At 57.6% G+C, this 20207-nt stretch carries 22 protein-coding genes and 1 pseudogene; 18 read left to right on the forward strand and 5 right to left on the reverse strand.

Annotated features, from left to right (window positions below):
- The first annotated feature begins 242 nt into the window (after nucleotides 1-242).
- On the forward strand, nucleotides 243-512 hold the full coding sequence (locus PKC29_10030) for a hypothetical protein (GenBank protein ID HML95755.1): 270 nt from the start codon (nucleotides 243-245) through the stop codon (nucleotides 510-512).
- A gap of 31 nt (nucleotides 513-543) precedes the next feature.
- Here the strand turns inward: PKC29_10030 and PKC29_10035 are convergent, their stop codons facing one another.
- Nucleotides 544-2067 (reverse strand): hypothetical protein, encoded by a 1524-nt coding sequence (locus PKC29_10035; protein HML95756.1) that lies wholly within the window; start codon nucleotides 2065-2067, stop codon nucleotides 544-546.
- Nucleotides 2068-2160: 93 nt separating this feature from the next.
- On the opposite strand from PKC29_10035, the gene PKC29_10040 reads away from it, so the two are divergent.
- Nucleotides 2161-3327, forward strand: a complete 1167-nt coding sequence (locus tag PKC29_10040; protein HML95757.1) for an MFS transporter — start codon at nucleotides 2161-2163, stop codon at nucleotides 3325-3327.
- A 419-nt stretch (nucleotides 3328-3746) separates the two neighbouring features.
- On the opposite strand, the gene PKC29_10045 is transcribed toward PKC29_10040, so the two are convergent.
- On the reverse strand, nucleotides 3747-3923 hold the full coding sequence (locus PKC29_10045) for a DUF1059 domain-containing protein (GenBank protein HML95758.1): 177 nt from the start codon (nucleotides 3921-3923) through the stop codon (nucleotides 3747-3749).
- A 506-nt stretch (nucleotides 3924-4429) separates the two neighbouring features.
- On the opposite strand from PKC29_10045, the gene PKC29_10050 reads away from it, so the two are divergent.
- The 11 genes and pseudogenes from PKC29_10050 to PKC29_10100 all read left to right on the forward strand — a co-directional run bounded on the left by PKC29_10050 (nucleotide 4430) and on the right by PKC29_10100 (nucleotide 14035).
- Complete coding sequence (locus PKC29_10050) at nucleotides 4430-5293, forward strand: IPTL-CTERM sorting domain-containing protein (GenBank protein ID HML95759.1); 864 nt, start codon at nucleotides 4430-4432, stop codon at nucleotides 5291-5293.
- A gap of 354 nt (nucleotides 5294-5647) precedes the next feature.
- Nucleotides 5648-6811, forward strand: a complete 1164-nt coding sequence (locus tag PKC29_10055) for an RNA polymerase sigma factor RpoD/SigA (protein HML95760.1) — start codon at nucleotides 5648-5650, stop codon at nucleotides 6809-6811.
- A gap of 293 nt (nucleotides 6812-7104) precedes the next feature.
- Nucleotides 7105-7371 (forward strand): hypothetical protein, encoded by a 267-nt coding sequence (locus PKC29_10060; GenBank protein HML95761.1) that lies wholly within the window; start codon nucleotides 7105-7107, stop codon nucleotides 7369-7371.
- Between the two features lie 273 nt (nucleotides 7372-7644).
- On the forward strand, nucleotides 7645-8190 hold the full coding sequence (locus tag PKC29_10065; GenBank protein HML95762.1) for a hypothetical protein: 546 nt from the start codon (nucleotides 7645-7647) through the stop codon (nucleotides 8188-8190).
- A gap of 110 nt (nucleotides 8191-8300) precedes the next feature.
- Entirely contained in the window at nucleotides 8301-8807 is a 507-nt protein-coding gene (locus tag PKC29_10070; protein HML95763.1) for a hypothetical protein, read from the forward strand.
- 185 nt (nucleotides 8808-8992) lie between these two features.
- Nucleotides 8993-9727, forward strand: a complete 735-nt coding sequence (locus PKC29_10075; GenBank protein HML95764.1) for an IPTL-CTERM sorting domain-containing protein — start codon at nucleotides 8993-8995, stop codon at nucleotides 9725-9727.
- A gap of 306 nt (nucleotides 9728-10033) precedes the next feature.
- On the forward strand, nucleotides 10034-11407 hold the full coding sequence (locus PKC29_10080) for a deoxyribodipyrimidine photo-lyase (GenBank protein ID HML95765.1): 1374 nt from the start codon (nucleotides 10034-10036) through the stop codon (nucleotides 11405-11407).
- Between the two features lie 80 nt (nucleotides 11408-11487).
- Nucleotides 11488-12258 carry a hypothetical protein gene (locus PKC29_10085; protein ID HML95766.1) on the forward strand — a complete coding sequence of 257 codons (771 nt, stop codon included), beginning with the start codon at nucleotides 11488-11490 and terminating at the stop codon, nucleotides 12256-12258.
- Between the two features lie 25 nt (nucleotides 12259-12283).
- Nucleotides 12284-12669: pseudogene (locus PKC29_10090) on the forward strand (DUF523 domain-containing protein).
- 195 nt (nucleotides 12670-12864) lie between these two features.
- Nucleotides 12865-13251, forward strand: coding sequence for a YbgA family protein (locus PKC29_10095; GenBank protein ID HML95767.1), 387 nt, complete (start codon nucleotides 12865-12867; stop codon nucleotides 13249-13251).
- Between the two features lie 169 nt (nucleotides 13252-13420).
- Complete coding sequence (locus tag PKC29_10100; protein ID HML95768.1) at nucleotides 13421-14035, forward strand: hypothetical protein; 615 nt, start codon at nucleotides 13421-13423, stop codon at nucleotides 14033-14035.
- Between the two features lie 1128 nt (nucleotides 14036-15163).
- Here the strand turns inward: PKC29_10100 and trpS are convergent.
- Complete coding sequence (gene trpS / locus PKC29_10105) at nucleotides 15164-16168, reverse strand: tryptophan--tRNA ligase (protein HML95769.1); 1005 nt, start codon at nucleotides 16166-16168, stop codon at nucleotides 15164-15166.
- A gap of 198 nt (nucleotides 16169-16366) precedes the next feature.
- Here trpS and PKC29_10110 point away from each other — a divergent pair, with 198 nt between their 5' ends.
- The 5 genes from PKC29_10110 (at nucleotide 16367) to PKC29_10130 (ending at nucleotide 18410) form a co-directional block, all read left to right on the forward strand.
- On the forward strand, nucleotides 16367-16594 hold the full coding sequence (locus tag PKC29_10110; protein HML95770.1) for a DUF2281 domain-containing protein: 228 nt from the start codon (nucleotides 16367-16369) through the stop codon (nucleotides 16592-16594).
- A gap of 170 nt (nucleotides 16595-16764) precedes the next feature.
- Nucleotides 16765-17076 carry a hypothetical protein gene (locus PKC29_10115; protein HML95771.1) on the forward strand — a complete coding sequence of 104 codons (312 nt, stop codon included), beginning with the start codon at nucleotides 16765-16767 and terminating at the stop codon, nucleotides 17074-17076.
- A 102-nt stretch (nucleotides 17077-17178) separates the two neighbouring features.
- A complete protein-coding gene (locus tag PKC29_10120; protein HML95772.1) occupies nucleotides 17179-17643 on the forward strand; it encodes a DoxX family membrane protein in 465 nt (154 codons plus the stop codon).
- 90 nt (nucleotides 17644-17733) lie between these two features.
- A complete protein-coding gene (locus PKC29_10125) occupies nucleotides 17734-18021 on the forward strand; it encodes a hypothetical protein (protein HML95773.1) in 288 nt (95 codons plus the stop codon).
- Nucleotides 18018-18410: a PIN domain-containing protein gene (locus tag PKC29_10130; protein HML95774.1), complete on the forward strand. Its 393-nt coding sequence runs from the start codon at nucleotides 18018-18020 to the stop codon at nucleotides 18408-18410. Before PKC29_10125 ends, PKC29_10130 begins: the two co-directional genes overlap by 4 nt.
- 127 nt (nucleotides 18411-18537) lie before the next feature.
- Here the strand turns inward: PKC29_10130 and PKC29_10135 are convergent, their stop codons facing one another.
- Nucleotides 18538-19182, reverse strand: coding sequence for a hypothetical protein (locus PKC29_10135; protein ID HML95775.1), 645 nt, complete (start codon nucleotides 19180-19182; stop codon nucleotides 18538-18540).
- Between the two features lie 88 nt (nucleotides 19183-19270).
- Nucleotides 19271-19897 carry a periplasmic heavy metal sensor gene (locus tag PKC29_10140; GenBank protein HML95776.1) on the reverse strand — a complete coding sequence of 209 codons (627 nt, stop codon included), beginning with the start codon at nucleotides 19895-19897 and terminating at the stop codon, nucleotides 19271-19273.
- Nucleotides 19898-20207: the final 310 nt, after the last annotated feature.

A 20207-nucleotide genomic window follows, 5' to 3' on the forward strand; every position in this document is an offset into this window, starting at 1 on the left:
AATCGTTATATCATACCGCCTTTTCGAGTCAATTGTCATCCGCGGCGGACCGTCATCGGGCGATTGCACGGAATGGGCCGTCACAGGGTAGACCGCGGCAGGCATAGCGTGATATGATGAGATTCAGCACAGCCCCGAAGAGGGCATGGAAAAGGATGCGCCACGCACGGCCGAACGGCGTTATAATTAGCAGACAAAGGCCGCCATGGAGCGAAAGCCGTTCAGACAAAGGAGGATTTCACATGACAGGCACACCGCAGGTCCAGACCCGCGACAATACGCCGATGAGCATCGGCGACTGGATAATCACGATGATTCTTCTTTACATCCCCATCGTCGGGCTCATATGCCTTCTTTACTGGGCGCTCAGCAGCACGGGGAACGTGAATAGAAGGAACTTCTCGATAGCAGCCCTTATCATAAGCATTGTGGCAATGGCTTTGGTCGTCGTCGGCCTGGTTTTCTTCGGCGGTATGGCCGCGATAATGTCCGAACACGGCACCCAGCTTTAGAGGCGCGGGCTCCGGGCAAACCGGGACGGGCCTAGACGTCGATGAAGATCCCGCCCGCCTCTTCGGACGTCAGGCGTGATACCGACGTCACCTTGTCGCTGAACCCCGAGAGGGATTCCCACGACTCCCTGCCGGAGACGTCTATAAGTACGGAGTAGACCTTAAACCCGAGCCTCGATTTCTCGCGCCTGAATTTTTCGAGCCACTCGCCGCCGACCGCCGCCTCGCCGTCTGTGATGAATACTATGTCGCCCCTCTTCCACTTGGAATCCGAGAGTATGCCGAGGGCCCTGTCGAGGGGCTCTTCGAAGCTGGTCCCCCCGCCCGGGAAGTATTCGGCGAGCTCGAAGATGTCGGCTTCCCTCATGCCCCAGCCGCCCCTGCCCTCGCGCGGGTCCGTCTCGAACACCTTGCCCGGCTGCCCCCCGGAGGAGAACACGATTATCGCCGCCTTACGCCTTTCGCGCTTGGCGATGTCGAGCAGCGTGAGGCAGACGCCCTTGGACCACAGCTCTTTTTTACCTTCCATCGACGAGCTCCCGTCGAGGCAAACGACCATCGGCCCCCTTCCCTTCTCCTCGCGAAGCGAGTATTGAAGGAGCCTCCCCTCGACGAGCCGCTTTTTGAAGTCCGAACGGAAGGCCTCGTTCCCGAGGAGCACCATCTCGGACGGTATTATGCGCCCGAGGTCGTCCCCCGAAGCTATGTCGAACACCTCGGCGCCCCTCCGCGACCACGACTTACGGCGGCCCCTGAGCATTTCTTCCTTGAGGCTCCCGACGATGAGCGAAAGACGCCTCAGCTTCTCGTTCGAATTCAGCTTCGCCGCGAGGTCGAGCTTTTCGCCCGCGGGCCTTTCGGCCGGGGCCCCCATCGACGAGCTCCACGACTGTACCTCGTCGTCGGAGTTCTCGACCCTCTCGGACGTCTCCTTCATCGACGCCCTGACCATCTTCTTTAAATTGACGGACGACTTCTCGTGCCTCTCTTCCAGCTCGTCCGAAAGCTCGCCGAGCTCTTCCTCGGCGTCCCCGAGCTCATCCTTCTTTTCGTCCCTGAGCTTCTTGAACGCCTCGTTCTCCCCGCCGCCCTCGTTCTCGTCCCAGGTCTCCATCTCGTCCCGTATCTCGTCCACCTCGCTCTCGGCGGCGTCCGTCTGCCATTCCCTGACGAGCGACCTCTCCCCCGGCCCGTCCCCGGACCTGAGCCATTCGAGGACGCTCCGCCCCATCTCGACGGTAGCCAGCGCCGAGTGGAACTCGTCGAGAACCGTCTCCTCCCTCATCTCCTTGTACGAGGCGTCCGCGAGGACTTCCTTCATTATGCGCCTCGGGAGGAGCGCGCTTTTCCTGAGCGAGTCGTCCGGGGTGAAGACGACGTTGTGCTTGAAGAACGAAGCGAACAGGTCCTCCATGAGCGGCGCGAACCCCGGGAGGAGCGAGGAGCCCCTTTCGATCAAATCCCGGAGCTCCGAGGACGAATCGACGAGGTTCGAGTACGCCTCCCTGTCGAAGGAATCCGCCTCGATGTTATTGAGCCCTTTCGCGCGCGCCATAGGAATAAAGCTTACACCCCGGCGCGGGAGTATCAATTTTCACGGGACATGTTAAAATTCCTCACTCCCCCGACAACCAGCGGACAGCTACGAATGAGACTTAACAACACAGAGCTAAGGGCCGTCGTAACGGTGGCCATTATCATGGCCTCCAGGCTTCTCGGCATATTCCTTATACTGCCCGTGTTCAGCGTCTACGCCGAAAAGTACCCGGGGTCGAGCATCGCGATGGCCGGGGTCGCGTTCGGCATATACGCCCTCGCCCAGAGCTTCCTTCAAATACCCTTCGGATGGGCGAGCGACAAGCTCGGGAGAAAGCCGGTTTTATTGATCGGGATTCTTATATTCACTGTCGGAAGCGTTTTGTGCGGCATGGCCGAGACCATAGGGGGGCTCATTCTGGGGCGCATCATACAGGGCACGGGGGCCGTGAGCTCGGTGGCGATCGCCGCGCTCGGCGACCTTACGCGGCCCCAGGTGAGGGCGCAGTCGTTCACCATCGTCGGCATAACTATAGGAGTCGCTTTCCTGGCGGCGATAATCGCGGGCCCGCTCCTGGCGTCGCACATCGGATTTTCGAGCGTGTTCTACGTCCTGGCGGCGCTCGGAGGCGTAACCCTCATCCTGACGCTGTTCTTCTTCCCCAGGATAGAGGGCGGGGAGCCCGTCGGCGAGCGACACGGGTTCAGGAAGCTCCTCTGCATGCCCGAGATGCGAAGGCTCCTTCTTGCGACCGTAGTCGTTTCGCTCTCGGTGAACCTCTTCGTATTCGTGTACCCGCTCACGTGGACGTCGCTCGGAGTGAGCGACGCGGACCTCTGGAAGGTGTATCTCATATCCCTCCTCCCGGCGGCGCTGTTCGTGTTCCCGGCGGTGAGGACGGCCGAAAAGAGGGGGCGCATCGGCGCCGTGGTCAGGGCCGGGTGGGCGCTCATAGCGCTCGCATTCCTGACGTATCCCTTCCTCGCCGGGGCGGCGCTCCTGTTTTACGGCGCGGGGATGCTCTTCTTCGCGGGGCACACAATAATGCAGTCCATACTGCCGGCGTTCGTAACGCAGAGGGTGGGCCAGGCCAACAGGGGGGCGGCCACCGGGCTCTATAACCTGCTCTCGTTCGCGGGCTCGGCGGCGGGCGGCATGATGGCCGGGTACCTCTATCACGTACACCCCTCCGCGCCGCTGACGGTGGGGTTCCTCATCATAATCGTCTGGGGCCTCGCCGGTCTCCCGGCTGCGCCTGAGATAACCGGCCCGGAGTAGGCGGTATGGAAGACACGCGGCGCACCGCCGTCCGGACCAACCCCGATTTAAAACGTCGTATCGGAACAGAGGCCGACTGTAACGCCGCTTCCTGAAAGGTGCGGCCCCCCAAGCCCGCGCATACCGATCCCCTGACCGGCTTTACGAGATAAATATGTCGTGGGGTTATCGGCTTAAAGTGAGTGCCCGGAAGCGGCGGGTAGAAGCGATGTCAGGTCACGCATTCAACGAAGCGAGATTAGAGATTAAAGCACCACTCGCGCGAAAAGTAATATGTAACTCAATCTTCGCTACGTCGAATCCCGCACACTTCGCGCGCTTTAATAACGAAGCGAGAGAATAAATTCTTAAGCGGAGATCGCGCGTCAGGTGGCGACACCGCCTGCGGTGCTACGTCGATTCCCTGCGGGCGGGGCCCGCTATTCGTCGTGTATCGCCTTGTTGACCTTTTCTAAAAGCTCGGGCGGAATGGAATCCATCCCGTGGTCTTCTTTAGCGTGCTTTTCGGCCTGGCGCATGATTTCCTCTACCGAATCGCCCTTCGCTTCGAAGTCGCAGTCAACTCCCACTTCCCTGCAGCGCAGAACCTTTGCCATGATTTACCTCCCCGGAGAAATTTGCTCTTCTGTTTCGATTATATAATTTCGCGGGCAGCCGAGTCAATCGTTTTCGAGTCCGGATACCTCGCCGGACCGGGGACACCGGACGGCCGGGGATAAAGATAAAGCACAAAGAAATCAGGCCTTTTATACCTCGAAATTAAAAAACAGGGACGATTTACAATTAAAAGGAGAGTTCTTTCACCTCGAAATCCGGAAAATTTTTTCACGCACGGTCTATCGGCTATTAACATCACTTCATCAATCAAGCGAGCCATGCGGCAAACAGAAGGTGCATAGTGCTCGCCATCCATAACAAATATTTATCTCCCTTAATTATCTCTCCGGCACAAAGACAATCATCTATATAGACGCTTAACATTAAACTTTATAAATGCGCTGTAATTATCTGTAATTACAACTAAAATATTGCTCAATTGCTCTTTGAATTCCGCTTTCGATGTGCTATGATTGCGAATCAAAAACAGAAGGAGGATATATAAGTGAATTCGACCGGATTTCTCACCCTGATTTTATTTTTGACCTTTTCCTTTTCAGCCGCTTCGAATGCGGAGATCGAGCTCGTCAACGGGTCCGTGAGCGGCCTCGGCGACCAGACGATACCGTTCACCGAAGGCGGTTTCGAGCTGCCGGCCGGGCCCCAGGGGTCGTTCGAGCTCCTGGTTTGCGCCACGAGCTCGACCGGCGGTAATACTTTCTTCGATCCGATCCCGGACTCGCTCGGCACCATCAGCGTCGCGTCCTGCCAGCCGTCGCCGCAGGGCACCTGCGTCGCGGGCATCTGGGGGCAGAACACGTCGAGCCCCGATTACAGGGAAGGCGTTTGCATCTGGACGGACCCGGCCACGGTTTACGTCGCCGGCGTATTCAGGTGGACCGGCGTCGACCCTAACGAGCCGATAACAGGCATCGACTGCAATACCGGAATCGGCCAGATCGCAACCGCGCCTTCCATAACGGTTGAAGAGGGCTCGGGGATTGTCAGGGTATTCACGTTCGGCGTCAGCTTCACCGACCAGCTCATTACCGCGAACGAAGTCCTCCAGGGGAGCATTTCTGCGCTTGCGCTTTCGGAGAATCGTGACAACTTCCAGGGGGTCTTTCTAAGGGAATTCGCCTCCGTTGCCGAAGAGAGCGGCCCGACGGGTCCGTTAGCCGTCAACCTCGCCGAGGAAATCGGCGAGCCCGAGGCGCAGGCTCCGTGGAGGGCGTGCACGATCGGCCTCAGGGCCCGCTCGCTCGCAAGGCCTATACCGACCATGTCCGAGTGGGGCATGGGCGTATTCGCCGCCCTTGCGGCCTCGGCTTCCATATGGGCGATAAGACGGAGGACGAGGACGGCGTAAGAACCTCCCAATCGAAACGATTCGACGAAAGGGGAGCGGCCTCTTTTTATCCCCTTCAGACATCCCGATGACGCGGCGCACCCGGCGCGTTCCGGCCGCGTGAATCCCCCGCCCTCCTGAATGCATCATAACTGTCGTGACAACACCGGCCGAATGCCGGGGGTTCGGGGTCGGACAGGAATCCGCACAATTCACGACGTTTAAGAGCCGGTTTCGAATCGAAACCACAATTCCAGTCCGAAAAAGCGCGGGATTGGGGGCTCTTACGCCGTTTTTCGAGAAATATATGAATCCCGGCCCTTGTATTTGCACTCTAACTGTATATATAAGAGATAGGGGGGGTGTGAACAAAAAATGAAATCCATAGAAAGAGACATGGAAAGCATGCATTACGGCGACTACGAGGAAGCCGAAACCGATTTCCCCGTCACCGGGGAAGAGGAAACGGCCGAGGGGGCGGAATACGCCTACGAGGACGAATCCCAAGAGCCGGGCTACAGGGCCGGTGACCCCGGCGGGTACCGCCCGCGCAGCAAGAAGGAGGCCGACAAGGCAAGGCCCGGACGCTACGAAGAAGAGAAGGTGCTCCAGGTTTACTTCAGGGACCTTCTGACCGAGCCGCTCCTTACGCGGGCCGACGAGCAGGAGCTCGGGGCCGCCATAAAGGAATGCGAGAAGAAAGTAAAGGAGATCCAGAAGCAGGTCGAGCTTCTGACCAGCCCGCGGAGAAAAAAGAAGACCGGAGAGAACGTCGATACGCTCGGCGCCGAGATGAAGGAATATTCCGAGAAGGCGCACGAGCTCAAGGCCCGCTTCATAAAATCGAACCTGAGGCTGGTCGTGAGCATAGCCAAGAAGCACCTCGGGCGAGGGCTCCCGCTTACGGACCTCGTCCAGGAGGGGAACCTCGGGCTCATGAGGGCCGTCGAAAAGTTCGACCATACGAAGGGATTCAAGTTCTCGACCTACGCCGCGTGGTGGATACAGCAGTCGCTCTCCCGCGCGATAGCCGAGAAAACGAAAACGATCAAGGTGCCCGTCTACGTCATGGAGCAGTCGGGGAAGGTATTCAGGGCGAAGTACGCCCTGATAGAGGAAACGGGCAAGAGCCCGCTCCCGCACGAGATAGCCGAAAAGGCCGATCTCTCGGTGGACATAGTAAAGGCCGTTCTCGACGGCTCGGACGGAACGCTGTCGCTCGACAGGCCGATAAGCGGCGACGCCGGGAGGAGCTACATGGACCTTCTTCCCGACAGCGAGACATACGGCCAGGAGACGTCCCACGCCGAGAAGGAGATGAAGGACCTTCTCGAAGAGACGCTGTCCGTCCTCACGGACAAAGAGGCCGAGATCATAAGGATGAGATACGGGCTCGATACGGACAAGGTATACACGCTCGACGAGATAGGCGGGAAGTTCGGCGTCACGAGGGAGCGGATAAGGCAGATAGAAAAGGCCGCTCTCAAGAAGATGGCGGAATCCGCCAACGGCGACGCGCTCAAGAGCTGCCTGTCGTAAACGACCGGGGGCCAGGCGGGCAGCTTTCGGGTGCGGACCATAGTATGATAATTTCGACCTGGACATGGCCCTGCAGGGAGCCGGGTCGAGCTCCCTCCAGCCGTTTTCTATATCCGGCATCGAACATCCCATTTAGGTTAAACAATAATCTTTTACCCTTAATTCTCGATAATTCTCGATTGACGTGAATCTTTTTATCATTATTCTCAATTGACATGGCTTAAAAGTGAGGGGGAGGCCGGTATAGAAATCATTTTTCCGCCTCCGCAAGAATCTTATATTAGGGGTGAAAAATGCCTGACAATCTAACACTAAAACTCGTACATTGCAGACCGTCTATATACAACGACAACCATCGCCTGTCACTTGAAACCATCGACCCGGGAGACGGCAAGACAATCCGGCTCCTGCAATCCCAGAACGTACCCGAAAACCAGCTCGCCGCGTTGGAATTCAACGGTGAAATCTACATCGCCGGTACAGAAAAATCCGCGCCTTCGTTGCCCTTCGATAAAATATACAAGCTCACGGAAATGCAGAAGCACGAAATAAAAGCCTGAGCGCATGTGAAAACGACAGCAATACTTATCCCGGAACCGCCGCCTCTTATACATCACCAAAACTTTCGCAATCGACCTCCCGGGCTGAATCGAGCGGCCCATACCCCAAAACCAAGCCGGCCGGATAAAAAATACCTTAACCGGCGTCATAACAAATTATTGATTGTGGAGATTATCTGTATTATTATATTTGCGAATTCACAATTCGCGATTCGCGAATTATGAACATAAGGTGATAATATGAAAAAGCATAGAGGTATGAGGCCTCAGGATGTGGCGATACTAATATGGATAGCCTCGTTAAAAGAGCAGTGGCTTATAAGGGATGTCTCCTTTAAGCTGAAAATAAGCGCAGGCGAGGTAAGCGAGTCGCTCTCCAGATCGTCTTACGCCGGACTCATTAGCGCCGATAAAAGAAACGTTATGAAAGATGCCTTGCTCGAATTCATTGAACACGGCCTCAAATACGTCTTCCCCATACGGCCCGGATCCATAGTGCGCGGAATGCCGACGGCGCACTCCGCCCCTCCCCTGAACCGAATTATCAGGAGCGGCAATGATTTCGTATGGCCCTGGCCCCACGGGAATCGCCGCGGAGAGGCGATAGAGCCCCTTTATCCGAAGGCGCCGGATGCATGTCACGAGGACGAAAGCCTTCACGAATTACTGGCCCTCGTGGACGCTGTGAGGCTGGGGAAACCGAGGGAGGTGAAATCCGCACTGGAAGAAATCATCTGGAGGATTCATTCGACGAATGAGAATACGAGAAGCAAACCTCGAAGCCATAAGAGCGGTCGCCAAGGCTCTCGGGGAAATTAACGGCCGTATAGCTTACGTGGGCGGAGCAGTCGTCGCCCTGTACGCCGACGACCCGGCCGCCGACAACGCAAGACCCACAATTGACATAGACATGGTAGTCCGGATAACCGGTGAGAGAGTTGAGCCGTCTCGAGGAAGAGCTCGGCGAAAGAGGCTTTATGCGGGACTCTTTCGAGAATGTCATATGCAGGTTCAGGCTCTGGGATATTCTCGTCGATGTGATGAGCACGAGCGAAGTCGGATGTGCGTCTTCAAACAGTTGGTTTAAATCCGGCATGAAACATCTCCGAAAAGTCGATGCCGGAGGCATTGAAATCAACATTCTGGATACTCCTCATTTTCCGGCGACAAAATTCGAGGCCTATAGCGGCAGGGGACAAAACGACCCGCGCACAAGTCCCGACTTCGAGGATATCGTTTATATAGTGGACAACAATATCGGATTCATCGAAGAAGTGTTGAACGCGCCTCCGGAAGTCAGAACATACCTTGTGAAGCGGTTTGGGGAAATAACCGAATCTCCCTCGATGCAGGAAGCGCCGGAGGCCCACCTTCCATACCAGACGCGCGCCGGAAGAATCGCCGTTATAAACGACAAGCTCCGCAAGATTACCTAAAACAAGATTTCTTTCGAAGAATGAGGACCCCACTGCATTTGCCACCACGTTCCATCCTGTGATAGAATCGCATGGTATCTCGTTCCTGGAGGATGTGAATGTTCCGAATCACAGCGGCTTTATCCGTACCGGTTTTATCCTTCCTCGCTTTTCTCGTTTTATTTTCCGCGCAGGCGGACGCGCGAATGATTCTGGTAGGCGGCGGCATAAACAACAACTCCGACTTCAACGGCACAGAGGGCACGGTTCAGCTCTCGGGCGCGGACGCTCCCGGAAACCTCGACGTCGTCGTCTGCTCGACGTTCTCGACCGGCACGAATTCCTTCCTGCTCCCTTCGCCGGGCGACTGGTCCCCGGCGGCGGAATCGAGCTGCGGAGGGGGCTCCTGCATACTCGGCATATATACGAAGCCGGCCGGGTCGGGCCTGGACGAAACCATATGCAGCTGGACGCAGAACACCGACGTCTTCACGGGCGCCGTGCTGAGATACGCCGGGGCCGATGCGGACGATCCGGTCATCGACTCGGCGTGCACGAGCGAAGTCTCCGGCACCTTTACCGCCCCTTCGGTAGCCACGGAGGCGAACTCGACGGTAATCCGCGTCTTTGCACTGGGCGGGAACGAATTCCTCCTGCCCAACCAGGAGATTGTCGAGGAGGTGTTCTCCACGGCTGCAATAAGCTCCTCGGATCAATTTTCCTTAATAATAGGGGTTAGCAGCTATTTCCCGACTGCCGGACAAACCGGCGAGCTGGCTTTTCCCGTCGGTATCGCGATCCCGTGGACGGCCTGCACCATAGCACTCAGATCGGCGACTACCCCGATACCGGCGATGTCCGAATGGGGGCTGATGGCGTTCGCCGGAATAGCGGGAATAGTGTCCCTGCTCGTTATCAGGAGAAGGGCCAAGACGGCTTAATAGCCCGGTGGACGCACCTCACGCGTCCGCATTTACGGGGCGTCCGGGCTCCCTCCGGCCGGGGGGAGCCTTAACCATGCGCCAACGCGCCGTCATCCGTAAAATCCGCCAAAATTCAGGTGGAATGCCGGTAAATTAGCGAGTACAATTGAAGTATCGACCGAAGGCGGAGGCACCGTCCGCAGACTGGGCCCGTGCGTCCGCTAACCTTTTCCCCCGATTTTCAGGAAACGGGACGGTCACATTCATGCCATGGCGCGCCCCCGGACGCGCCGGAAACAAACTGGAGGAGAGAACAAAAGGCTCATGATTTACGGAAGGTCATTATTCTGGTTCAAGCGGGATCTTAGGGCCGTCGACAACACCGGCCTTTCGAACGCCGTCAGGGACAGCAGGGAAATAATACCGGTATACGTGCTGGAAGACGGGATTCTGTCGAAGCAGCCCGAGGGGAGCAAGCGCGTCGCATTCCTCGCAGACGCGCTCCTCGCGCTCGACCGCAAGCTGAGGGCGCTCGGCTCGTACCTTATGATAGTTCGCGGGAAGGCCGAGGAGGTCATACCCGCGCTCGTCAAAACGCATCAGATAGAGGCCGTGTATTCGAACAGGGCGTACGGATTCTCCGGGGTGAAAAGGGACCTCGGCGTCGAGCACCAGTGCAGGTTGAGCGGGGTCGCGTTCAAGAAGTTCGACGACACGTTCCTCGTCCCGCCGCACGAGCTCGACCAGAGGAAAACATTCAGCTCGTTCTTCAGCCTGTGGCAGGGGAAACGCAAGCACCCTCCCCTCCCCGGCCCCGAGCGCATCGAATCGCCGGCGCTCGAAATCCCGCCCGCCGAAAAAGAGCTCGAGCCGCTGGGCCCGGGCAGGATCGCCGGATGGCCGATAGACTTCCCCGAAAAGAGGCTCCACGATTTCGATTTCGCGGCCTACGCCGAGACGCGCGAGTGCCCGTGGATGGACGGCACGTCCAGGCTGTCGCCGTATCTCAGGTTCGGCGTCGTATCCATAAGGCGGGTTTACGAGGCGGCTTCGGGCGGGAGCCCGGCCACGTCGGCCTTCGTCTCCGAGCTCGCCTGGAGGGAGTTCTGGTATCACGTCATGCATCACTTCCCCGAAACGCGCGGCCTCGAATTCCAGGAGAAGCGCCGGAACATAAGATGGATAAACACAGAGGTCTGGTACGACGCGTGGCGCGAGGGCCGGACGGGCTACCCGATAGTGGACGCCGGGATGAAGCAGCTCGAAGAGGAAGGCTGGATGCACAACCGGGTGAGGATGATCGTCGCCTCGTTCCTGACGAAGGACCTCATCACCGACTGGCGCTGGGGCGACAGGCATTTCTTCGACCACCTTATCGATTACGACGAGACGGTGGACATAGGCAACTGGCAGTGGTCGGCGTCGTGCGGGGCCGACCCGAAGCCGTTCAGGATTTTCAACCCGCTGCTGCAGTCGCAGAACTTCGACCCGGACTGCGTATATATAAAGAGATACATCCCGGAGCTTACGGACGTCGAGCCCGAAAAGATACACAACCCTCTAACGTACAAGCTCCCGTACCAGAAGCCCATAGTCAACCACTACGAGATGCGGAACCTCGCGCACGAGGTGTACTCGGGCAGCCGCGTAGACGACGAGTACATTTCGCAGCTTAAGAAAGACACGGGCCTCCCGTGACGCCGCCCCCGAGCGCAGCTCCGCCGCGCCGCTAGGGGTTTCATGCGATATTCGCTAAACTTACCCCTGGAGGCCGCAACATGGCTATCAGCGTGCTCATGGTTTACGAGCCCCTCCGGTCGGTCGGGGATCAGGACTACTGGAGGAGCTACATAAAATTCTACGAGCAGTTCAGGGACGGCCCGGCGACGCCGCAGTCGGTGTGGTACGGGAGGGAGTACGAGACCTTCAGGGAATCGTTCTCCGCCGAGACGGGGGTCTCGAAGGACGCCATACGGGACTGCTTTTTCTTCAGGGACGAGGACGGCGAGTACTACCTTACGCCCGTTGGCCGGAAAGCGAACGTCAACATGTTCACCGCCGAGGATTTCATACCGCTCGAATGGTTCCTGATGTACCGGGGCGAGGAAAAGAAGTACTTCTACACGCACACCGGGTGGGGGGCCGTCAGGCAGGACGCGATCTACTACAGGACCCGGCTCGGGGACGCCGCCGCGCGCCTCGAAGAGGCCGGGCGGGACATAGAGGCGTGGACGGCCTCGGGGCCCGGGCCGGTATCCGCCATCGTCGAAGACCTCGCCGCCGGGGCGAGGAACCTCCGGCACTGGCTTTCGTCCTTCGACGAGAGCAGCTTCGTGCTGCTGAATTACGGCGAGATAAGCACCCGCATCGCGCCCGGCTCGCTCAGGAACGAAGACTCCGTTTCGGAGCTCGGGAACGCCCTTCTCCTCGCAAGGGAGAACGACCCCGGGCGCGCGGGGACGGCGCTCATGGCGCTCGTCGCGAAATGGGATTCCATAAACGGCGCCCTCACCGGCGCGGCGGAGAAGAAGTCGTCCACGCTCCAGTAGGCGCACCTTTCGAGGAACACCCGGAATGAGACAGTTCCCGAGGCCGAGGATAATCGCCAGCAGGTGCTTCGAGTTCGATGCTTGCAGGTACAACGGTCAAAAAATACCCAACGGCTTCGTAGCCTCCTTCGCGCCCTACGTCGATTTCGTGCCCGTATGCCCCGAGCTCGAAATAGGGCTGGGGCGCCGCGCGACCCGATAAAGGTGGTGAGCGGGCCCGGCGGGCGGAGGCTCGTGCAGCCCGCTACCGGGAGAGACCTCACGGACGCGATGAACGGCTTTGCAGACGGGTTCGTCGGGGGCATAAACGATGCCGACGGCTTCATACTCAAGAGCCGCTCGCCCTCCTGTGGCATAAAGGATGCCTGGGAATTCCCCGGCGCCGAAAGCGAAACAGCCTCGGGCAAGGGCGCGGGATTCTTCGCCGCGAAGGTGCTCGAAAGATTCCCCTGCCTCCCGGTGGAGGACGAGGGGAGGCTCCTCGATTTCAGTGTGAGGGAGAGCTTCCTTACGAGGGTCTACGCGCTTGTGCGTTTCAGGGAGGCGAGAGAGGCGGGCACGATGCGCGCGCTCGCCGGGTTCCAGGCCGAGAACAAGCTCCTCCTCATGGCCCGCAGCCGGGACGGGATGCGCACGCTCGGGAGAATCGCCGCCAACCCGCGCGGACTGCCGACGGAGAGCGTCCTGGAAGAATACGGCGCGAGGCTCGCGAAGACGCTTGCGCTTCTCCCCCGAAGGGCGTCCGACGTGAACGTCCTCATGCACGCGATGGGGTATTTCCGGGACGAGCTCGCCGGGAAGGAAAAGGCGTATTTCCTTTCGCTCCTGGACGACTTCAGAGAGGGGCGCATACCGCTTTCGGCCGTGATAACCGTCGTGGGCTCGTGGATAGTGAAATACGGCGAAGAGTACCTCGAGGCCCAGACCTGCTTCCGCCCCTACCCCCCGGGACTAATGGAGCCCGGCGATCCCGGCAAGGGGCGCGATATATGATCCCGTCCCGGCGGCCCTGAACGGAATCCCGGAGGGCCCGTGAAACGTATACTCATAAGGAGGCGATCGAGACCGCGCCGAAACCGCTGGCACGACCCGCGAGAGGTGAAAAAATTATAAGAATTCTCGGAATTATATGTTAAAGTTTAGTGGGGGGATTCGTAAAAAGATGAGAAAGATACTGTTACTTCTACCTTTTCTGCTGGCTGCCGGGTGCAGCCGCCCGAGCGTTTACATTCCCGAATCATACAGGACGAAGAGGCCCTCGGAAGCCGAATCGAAGGCAAAAGAAACTGAATCGGCCATAGTCACGTCGGGGAAGAGCGAAGAGTACACCAACTTCAAGGCGCCTTATAACGAGGTGTGGACGGCGGCGCTCGAAAGCGTCGAGTTCCTCAAGTGGCCGATCGCTTTCATCGACCCCGCCGAGGGCGTGATAAGGCTGAAAGAAGCATACGTTTACAGGAAGAACGGAAAGCTCCTCCGCGCGTACACCTATCCATCGAAGGCCGACATCCAATCGTCGTCGATAAACGACTACCTCGAAAAGATCGCGAAGTATACGCCGGGGACGGCCGATACCGTCTACACGCAGGAGAATCTCAAGGTCACGCTGAAGAAGATTTCGGACGAAGTCACGGAAGTGAAGATAGATTATTCCATCAGACCCTACACATACCAGGGGACGATCGGGTACGAGGTGCTCTCGAACGGGTACATCGATTCGATGATCATAGACAAGATGAAAGAAGAGATCACCCCCCGGCCGGTAGCGCGCAACTGAGATGAACACCCTCCTCCTCGCCGCCGGGATAGTCGTATGTTTCGCCGCGCTCTTCTTGCTCGAACGGTATTACAGCGGCGGGAAGAAGAACGGGGACGAGGAAGGGGAGTGACGCGCAAAGTGTCTTCTTCGACGCGTAGAGTCTGATACTCAGCACTCTTCGCGCGCCTGCTGCCGCAGAATCACAGCCCTAGCTACAAAACACCTAAATATTGCAAGCCGTGTAAACGGCGAAGCAATACCCCTCCGGGCCGGCGGGCCACGCCCGCTGGAATTCGAAGTGGCAACATTACGTTATTACCACTCACCGCTCCTTATCCACTATGGATTCACGCCCCACCCTACGAATCTCATATTATTGCAAGCCGCTTGCGGCGCGGCAATACCCCTCCGGGCCGTCAAAATTCGCGTTAAGAAAATCGAGTGCATGAGCGTTAAAAATCCGATGTGGGGCTGTGGGCCGGTGGAGGATTTAGCGAAGGAACGATGATTTTTAGCAGAATTTTTCCCGGCCCGTGACTTTTGCTACTTTTGGTCAAGCAAAAGTAGAAAGCCTTATTCCGACCTCACCAATTAAGTACAAAACTTCCCCTTCAGCCGCTGGCGGACCGTGTCCGCTGACAATCGAAGTAGCGGCGTCTTGCTAATATCACCTGTCGCACTTCACGTGGTTTCAGCAACTTCGGTGCTACGTCGAAAATCACACGTACGTGTGTGGTCAGCCAAAAGTAGAAGTAGTTAATACTTTTGCCTCTCTTATTTTTAAAAACTGGATTCCCGATACAGGCATTCGGGAATGACAACCAGAGGATTGTTGCTTTATAGAGCGGTACCAGATAAACGCCTACGCGATAAGGTAACGGCGTCCGATTTCGAGCGAGCGAGGAATCATTGTTCAGAATGACGCGAGTGGGGGTCGTGGCTCGCAGCCGCGACATCGGATTCATGCACGCGCGGCGTGCTGGATTCCCGATTAAGACACTCGGGAATGACAGCCAGAGGGTTGATGTCCTATGGAGCAATACTGAATAGACGTCGAGGATTTAGGTGAAGGCGTCCGATTCCTCGTTCGAAATCGTTGGGAATGACAAAAAATATGCCTCTTCGTGATCATGCACACGTGTGTGCCTACGGCTTGAATAAACCCATCTTCGAAATTATCTCGTCCATGTTCCCCTGGGCGACCTCGCGGGCGCGGCGCGTGCCTTCGTGGAGAATATCACGCACGTCGCCCGGCCTCGACTCGTAGAACCTTCGTTTCTCGCGTATGGGTTCGAGTAGCTCGTTTATGGCGCGGGCGAGCTTCTTCTTCACCTCGACGTCGCCGACCTTGCCGGCGCGGTAGCGGGTCTTGAGGTCCTCTATTTCCCCGGCGTTCGTGTTGAACGCATCGTGGTAGATAAAGACGGGGTTGCCCTCGACCGTGCCGGGTATGTCGGCCCGGATGCGGTTGGGGTCGGTGTACATGGTCCGGACGCGCGCCTCGACCTCCTTCGGGTCGTCGGAGAGGTATATACAGTTGTCGAGGCTCTTCGACATCTTGCGGTTCCCGTCCGTCCCGACGAGGCGCGACGTCTCGCTTATGACGGGCTCGGGCTCGGTGAAGTATTCCCCGTAGAGGAAGTTGAACCTCCGGGCGAGCTCGCGCGTGAGCTCTATGTGGCTAAGCTGGTCCTCGCCGACGGGGACCTTCGTCGCCTTGAACATGAGAATGTCGGCGGCCATGAGGACGGGGTACCCGAGGAGGCCGACGGAGTAGTTCTCGCCGACGCCCATGTCCTGGATCTTCTCCTTCAGGGTCGGGATGCGCTCGGCGCGAGGGACGCCGCAGAACATGGCGAGTATGGCGTAGAGCTCGGTGATGTAGGGAATCTGCGACTGGACGTAGAACGTGGACTTGTCCGGGTCCATCCCGACGGCGAGCCAGTCCATGACCATTTCGAGCGTGTTGCGCTCGACCTCGCCGACCTTGTCGTAATGTGTCGTCAGCATGTGGAGGTCGGCTACGAGGAAGAAGCAGTCGTAGTCGTCCTGGAATTTTATACGGTTCACGAGCGAGCCCACGAGATGCCCCAGGTGAAGCCGCCCGGTGGGCCTGTCCCCCGTGACGAGGATCGGTTTATTTGCCGTCATGCGTCGTTACTCCCTTCAATTATCGTATGTTTAAGGGGATTAATATACATGGAGGTAAAGAAAATGTCTTTTTCTGACATTTGATGTGTCGGAATCGGATACCAGACTGTCAGAACGACTAAAATATTTAAATTTGAACGCTTTTATTCCGACAAAATATTTTATAATAAACTCACAGATGCGACGCGGTGAAAACAAATGATCAAGGTTTCCCTCGGAAAAGCGAAAATGCGAATGGATGAGCTCCTGGAACGAGTCGAAGAAGGCGAAGAAGTCGTTATAACCCGCGGAGGGAGACCCGTCGCAAAGCTCGTTCCTCTCACGGAGGCATCCACGAAACCCGTGCGCAAATTGGGCTCGGCAAAAGGCAAAATCATAATAGCCGATGATTTCGACGAACCCGTCGAAGATTTTAATTCTATATAACAGGTGAAGATGAGATCCTGAATGTTTTGGTTTGTGTCACTATGGAGCAGTACCAGACAGACTTTCGTGCAGTCTGCCGAGGGCTCTCGATTCCTCGCCCCGCCCTCTATTATTCCGCCTTGCGGCCATTTAATCTATTGCGTATCAAACCTGTTTCAAGGAGGCCTTTCATGCGATTCATGTTCAAAGTAAATATTTCGGTCGAAGCCGGCAACGAGGCCGCCAGGAGGGGCGAGCTGGGCCCGAAGATACAGGCCATAATCGAAGAGCAGAAGCCGGAATCGATATACTTCCTCGCCGACAACGGCGAGAGAACCGCCGTATTCGTCGTAGAGATGAACGACGCTTCGGACATTCCGAGAATAGGCGAGCCGTGGTTCCTCGCGTTCGATGCCGCTCTCGAGGTTCAGCCCGTCATGACGCCCGCCGACCTTGCCAAGGCCGCGCCGCACATAGACGCCGCCGTAAAAAAACACGGGTGACGGAATCCCGGCGGTTTAATATGCACTGAAACAGGCGAGGCGCGGCGGTCATCCCCGCGCTTCGCTTTGTATAACCCCCCTTCCGGTATATCCTGATATATCATGGTTTCCCTTTACGTGCTCGTTATCGCGACCGCCGCGTTCAGGATTGCGGGTATTCTCGGCATAAAGATATTCCGCGGCTTCTCCGACTGCCTCCGCTACGGGTTCGCCGTAATGTTCGTCTTCACCGGGGTCTCGCACTTTACTACGCTCAAGGACGACTTCGTCCGCATGATACCGTTCGAGTTTTTCAGGAACGACGCGACTGTATACGCCACCGGGGCAATCGAGATCGCGGGCGCGCTCTGGCTCGCGTCGGGAAGACGCGTCGGTACGATCTGCGTCCTGTTTATCGTCTTCCTGGCCGCAGTCCTGCCGGCCAACATTTACGCGTCGGTCAACGACATCACGCTCGGCGGGAGGCCGCCCACCGAGCTCCACCTGAGGGTGATGGCCCAGGTCCTGTACATGGTGCTCCTGGCGTTCGTCGGGTTCGCGGGCATGCACCGGAGCCGCGGCGGGTAGGCGGATGCCGGGGCTGGGTCACGGGCCTCGCCACGAGCCCCATGACGGCCGCGCCTTGCAGTAGTTACAATATGCAACTATACTATATTCATGGCTAATATAACCATCAGGAATATATCCCAGTCCGTATTCGACAAGCTTAAGCTCATATCCCGAAGGGAAAAAAGAAGCCTCAATAACGAAATACTCCGCGTCATCGAGCTCGGCTTGTCGAAGATCGAGACGGATACCGGCACGGTTTCGAGCCCGATAAGCAAGGAAACCCAGCTTGCCCTGTGGAGAGATTTGTCGGGAAAATGGAGCGACAGACGAAGCGCCAAAACCATAATCAAGGAAATTTACGAGGCGAGAACGCCCGGACGAGAAGTTGAATTATGATACTTCTCGATACCGATATCTGCATAGAGCTCCTCCGCGGCAACAAGAAAATCATGGAGCGCCGCAACGAATACGACGCCGGGACAGGAATAAGCTTCATGACTGTAGCCGAGCTTTACTACGGGGCTGAGTCTTCATCCAGAAAGGCCGAGAACACGAGCCTGATACAGCAGTTCTTCCTCACCGTCACCGTCATTCACACCGATTACGACATACTCAGAAGGTTCGGTATTCTCAAGGCGGCGCTTAAAAAGGAATCCACGCTCCTCCCCGACGCTGACCTGCTCATTGCGGCGACTGCGCTCTCCAAAGCAGAGATGCTGATAACAGGGAACATGAAGCACTTCAAAAGAATCCCCGGACTCGTTATCGAAAACTGGACGTCTTGAACGATCTAACCTGCAGGAAAAGGGTCCACTCCATCGGCCATTCGAACAGGGTGTTCATCTCTGCGGCGGGGACGAAACGGAAGTCCATTCCGCCCTGCCGCTTCTTTGATATTACGCCGCAGGGAGATTACTTCGAGGGCGGCGGGGCCGAGCCCCCGCTCGGGGCCGGGGGAGTGTAGCCGCAGACGAAGTTGGCTATGTATTCGCTCACGGTGCCGCCGGGGATCGGGCTCCTCGGCGTCTCGATGCTCTCGTTGTAAACCATGCGGCCGAGGGCGTCGTAGAACTTCGACGCGCTGTACATGTAGGTCCTCTTCTCGCAGTTTATGGCCGACGCGATCCTGACCTCCCTGTACGTGAGGCCGTCCGAATCCTTCTGGTCCTCGGGGAACACGAGCTTGCTCCACGACATAACCTCTCCGTCTACCGTTTGAATGGTGGACGTATCGATGTAGACGGTGTAGTGCCTGGTGTCGCCGTTTACTTCCGTCACGAGAAACCACGACTCGTCGGGGGACGTGGACACCGGCCCTTCCTGCCCCGAAGGCCCGGAGGACGCCGCGCCGTCGGCATCCGAGGACCCGGCGCTTGCGGTAGCGCCCGTGGAGCCGCTCGGCGCAGAGTCGGCGTATCCGCTGCCTGCGCACGAGAGCAGCACGACGTTCAGCATCGCGAAGACGGCCGCCGCCGCGAGCACAAACATACGCCGTGCAGCCCGGGGAAATGCATGTACTTTCGGATGGAGCGTCGCCGTCGGGCTGTTCGTTTTCATTGTGATTCCTCGGGAGCGGGTTTGTACCGGGCGGTGCGGCTCTGCCGGCCGCCCGGGGATGATTGCGGGGTGCTCGGAAGGCACGGGGCTATTCGCCCGTGCTCTTATCTTCGCCGGACGCGTCCGCGCCGGTCTCGGCCTTTTCCGCGTCGGCAGCGTTTTTCTTGACGGCTTCGACGTCGAGCTCGTCGGCCCTGTTTAAATCTCCGCGCTGTCTCGTCTGTATGAGATCGTTCGAAAGCGCGAAGCGCGGATCGCTCACCTTGGCGTAATTTTCCTCGCCGATGATATCGCGAAGCGAAGCGAGCGCGGTGACGTAGCTGTCGGCGAGGCCGGCCTCGAGGTCCTGTAGCTTTTTAAACTGCTTCTTCACGGCGGCGGGGTCGAAAGAGGGCTTGCCGACGGCATCGAACGCCTCCTTCTCGACATCCCTCGCCTCGTTTTCGTCGCGGGCCATTTTAACCACGTATTCCTTACGGAGGGCCTGCACCTTGTCCTTCTGCTCGGGGGTGAGCTCGAGCCGCCCGGTCGCGCTTATCGTCCTGTTGAGCCGCGTGCTGAACCTTCCGAGGCTGCCCACCTTCTGTGACGAAATAGTGCTTACGCGCTTTATTTTGTTCGGCATCGGCTTATTGGGCGCCGGTTTATCCGTCGCTCCTTCGGCGACGTAAACCGAGGATAACAATATGATTATTGCAGCGACTGCTAATTTCATAAATACTGACCTCCGGCTTCTTTAGCTGGAAATAGTTTAACCAATTTCTCGCACGATTTCGCCATGCTTTCAGACGGGAGCGCGCCACGCGCGGCGAACCGTGTCCGCAGACAATCGAAATAGCAGCATTACGCTATTGCCACCAGCCGTGCTTCAGATGCTTCTAACCTCCGAAGGTGCTACGTCGAAAGTCCCTTAATATTGCAAGCCGTGCGAACGGCGCAGCAATACCCCTCCGGGCCGGCGGGCCACGCCCGCAGGAATTCGAAGTAGCAAGGTCGTTGTAATTTTCTTCGGACGCGCTTTAAGT

It is taken from the genome of Thermodesulfobacteriota bacterium (genome assembly GCA_035325995.1).
Classification (GTDB): domain Bacteria; phylum Desulfobacterota_D; class UBA1144; order Nemesobacterales; family UBA2774; genus JADLGH01.

Coding starts and splice junctions, on each gene's coding strand:
- PKC29_10030 (HML95755.1), top strand. CDS start 243: ATGACAGGCACACCGCAGGTCCAGACCCGCGACAATACGCCGATGAGC.
- PKC29_10035 (HML95756.1), bottom strand. CDS start 2,067: ATGGCGCGCGCGAAAGGGCTCAATAACATCGAGGCGGATTCCTTCGAC.
- PKC29_10040 (HML95757.1), top strand. CDS start 2,161: ATGAGACTTAACAACACAGAGCTAAGGGCCGTCGTAACGGTGGCCATT.
- PKC29_10045 (HML95758.1), bottom strand. CDS start 3,923: ATGGCAAAGGTTCTGCGCTGCAGGGAAGTGGGAGTTGACTGCGACTTC.
- PKC29_10055 (HML95760.1), top strand. CDS start 5,648: ATGAAATCCATAGAAAGAGACATGGAAAGCATGCATTACGGCGACTAC.
- PKC29_10060 (HML95761.1), top strand. CDS start 7,105: ATGCCTGACAATCTAACACTAAAACTCGTACATTGCAGACCGTCTATA.
- PKC29_10075 (HML95764.1), top strand. CDS start 8,993: ATGATTCTGGTAGGCGGCGGCATAAACAACAACTCCGACTTCAACGGC.
- PKC29_10080 (HML95765.1), top strand. CDS start 10,034: ATGATTTACGGAAGGTCATTATTCTGGTTCAAGCGGGATCTTAGGGCC.
- PKC29_10085 (HML95766.1), top strand. CDS start 11,488: ATGGCTATCAGCGTGCTCATGGTTTACGAGCCCCTCCGGTCGGTCGGG.
- PKC29_10095 (HML95767.1), top strand. CDS start 12,865: ATGGCCCGCAGCCGGGACGGGATGCGCACGCTCGGGAGAATCGCCGCC.
- PKC29_10100 (HML95768.1), top strand. CDS start 13,421: ATGAGAAAGATACTGTTACTTCTACCTTTTCTGCTGGCTGCCGGGTGC.
- trpS (HML95769.1), bottom strand. CDS start 16,168: ATGACGGCAAATAAACCGATCCTCGTCACGGGGGACAGGCCCACCGGG.
- PKC29_10110 (HML95770.1), top strand. CDS start 16,367: ATGATCAAGGTTTCCCTCGGAAAAGCGAAAATGCGAATGGATGAGCTC.
- PKC29_10115 (HML95771.1), top strand. CDS start 16,765: ATGCGATTCATGTTCAAAGTAAATATTTCGGTCGAAGCCGGCAACGAG.
- PKC29_10120 (HML95772.1), top strand. CDS start 17,179: ATGGTTTCCCTTTACGTGCTCGTTATCGCGACCGCCGCGTTCAGGATT.
- PKC29_10125 (HML95773.1), top strand. CDS start 17,734: ATGGCTAATATAACCATCAGGAATATATCCCAGTCCGTATTCGACAAG.
- PKC29_10130 (HML95774.1), top strand. CDS start 18,018: ATGATACTTCTCGATACCGATATCTGCATAGAGCTCCTCCGCGGCAAC.
- PKC29_10135 (HML95775.1), bottom strand. CDS start 19,182: ATGAAAACGAACAGCCCGACGGCGACGCTCCATCCGAAAGTACATGCA.
- PKC29_10140 (HML95776.1), bottom strand. CDS start 19,897: ATGAAATTAGCAGTCGCTGCAATAATCATATTGTTATCCTCGGTTTAC.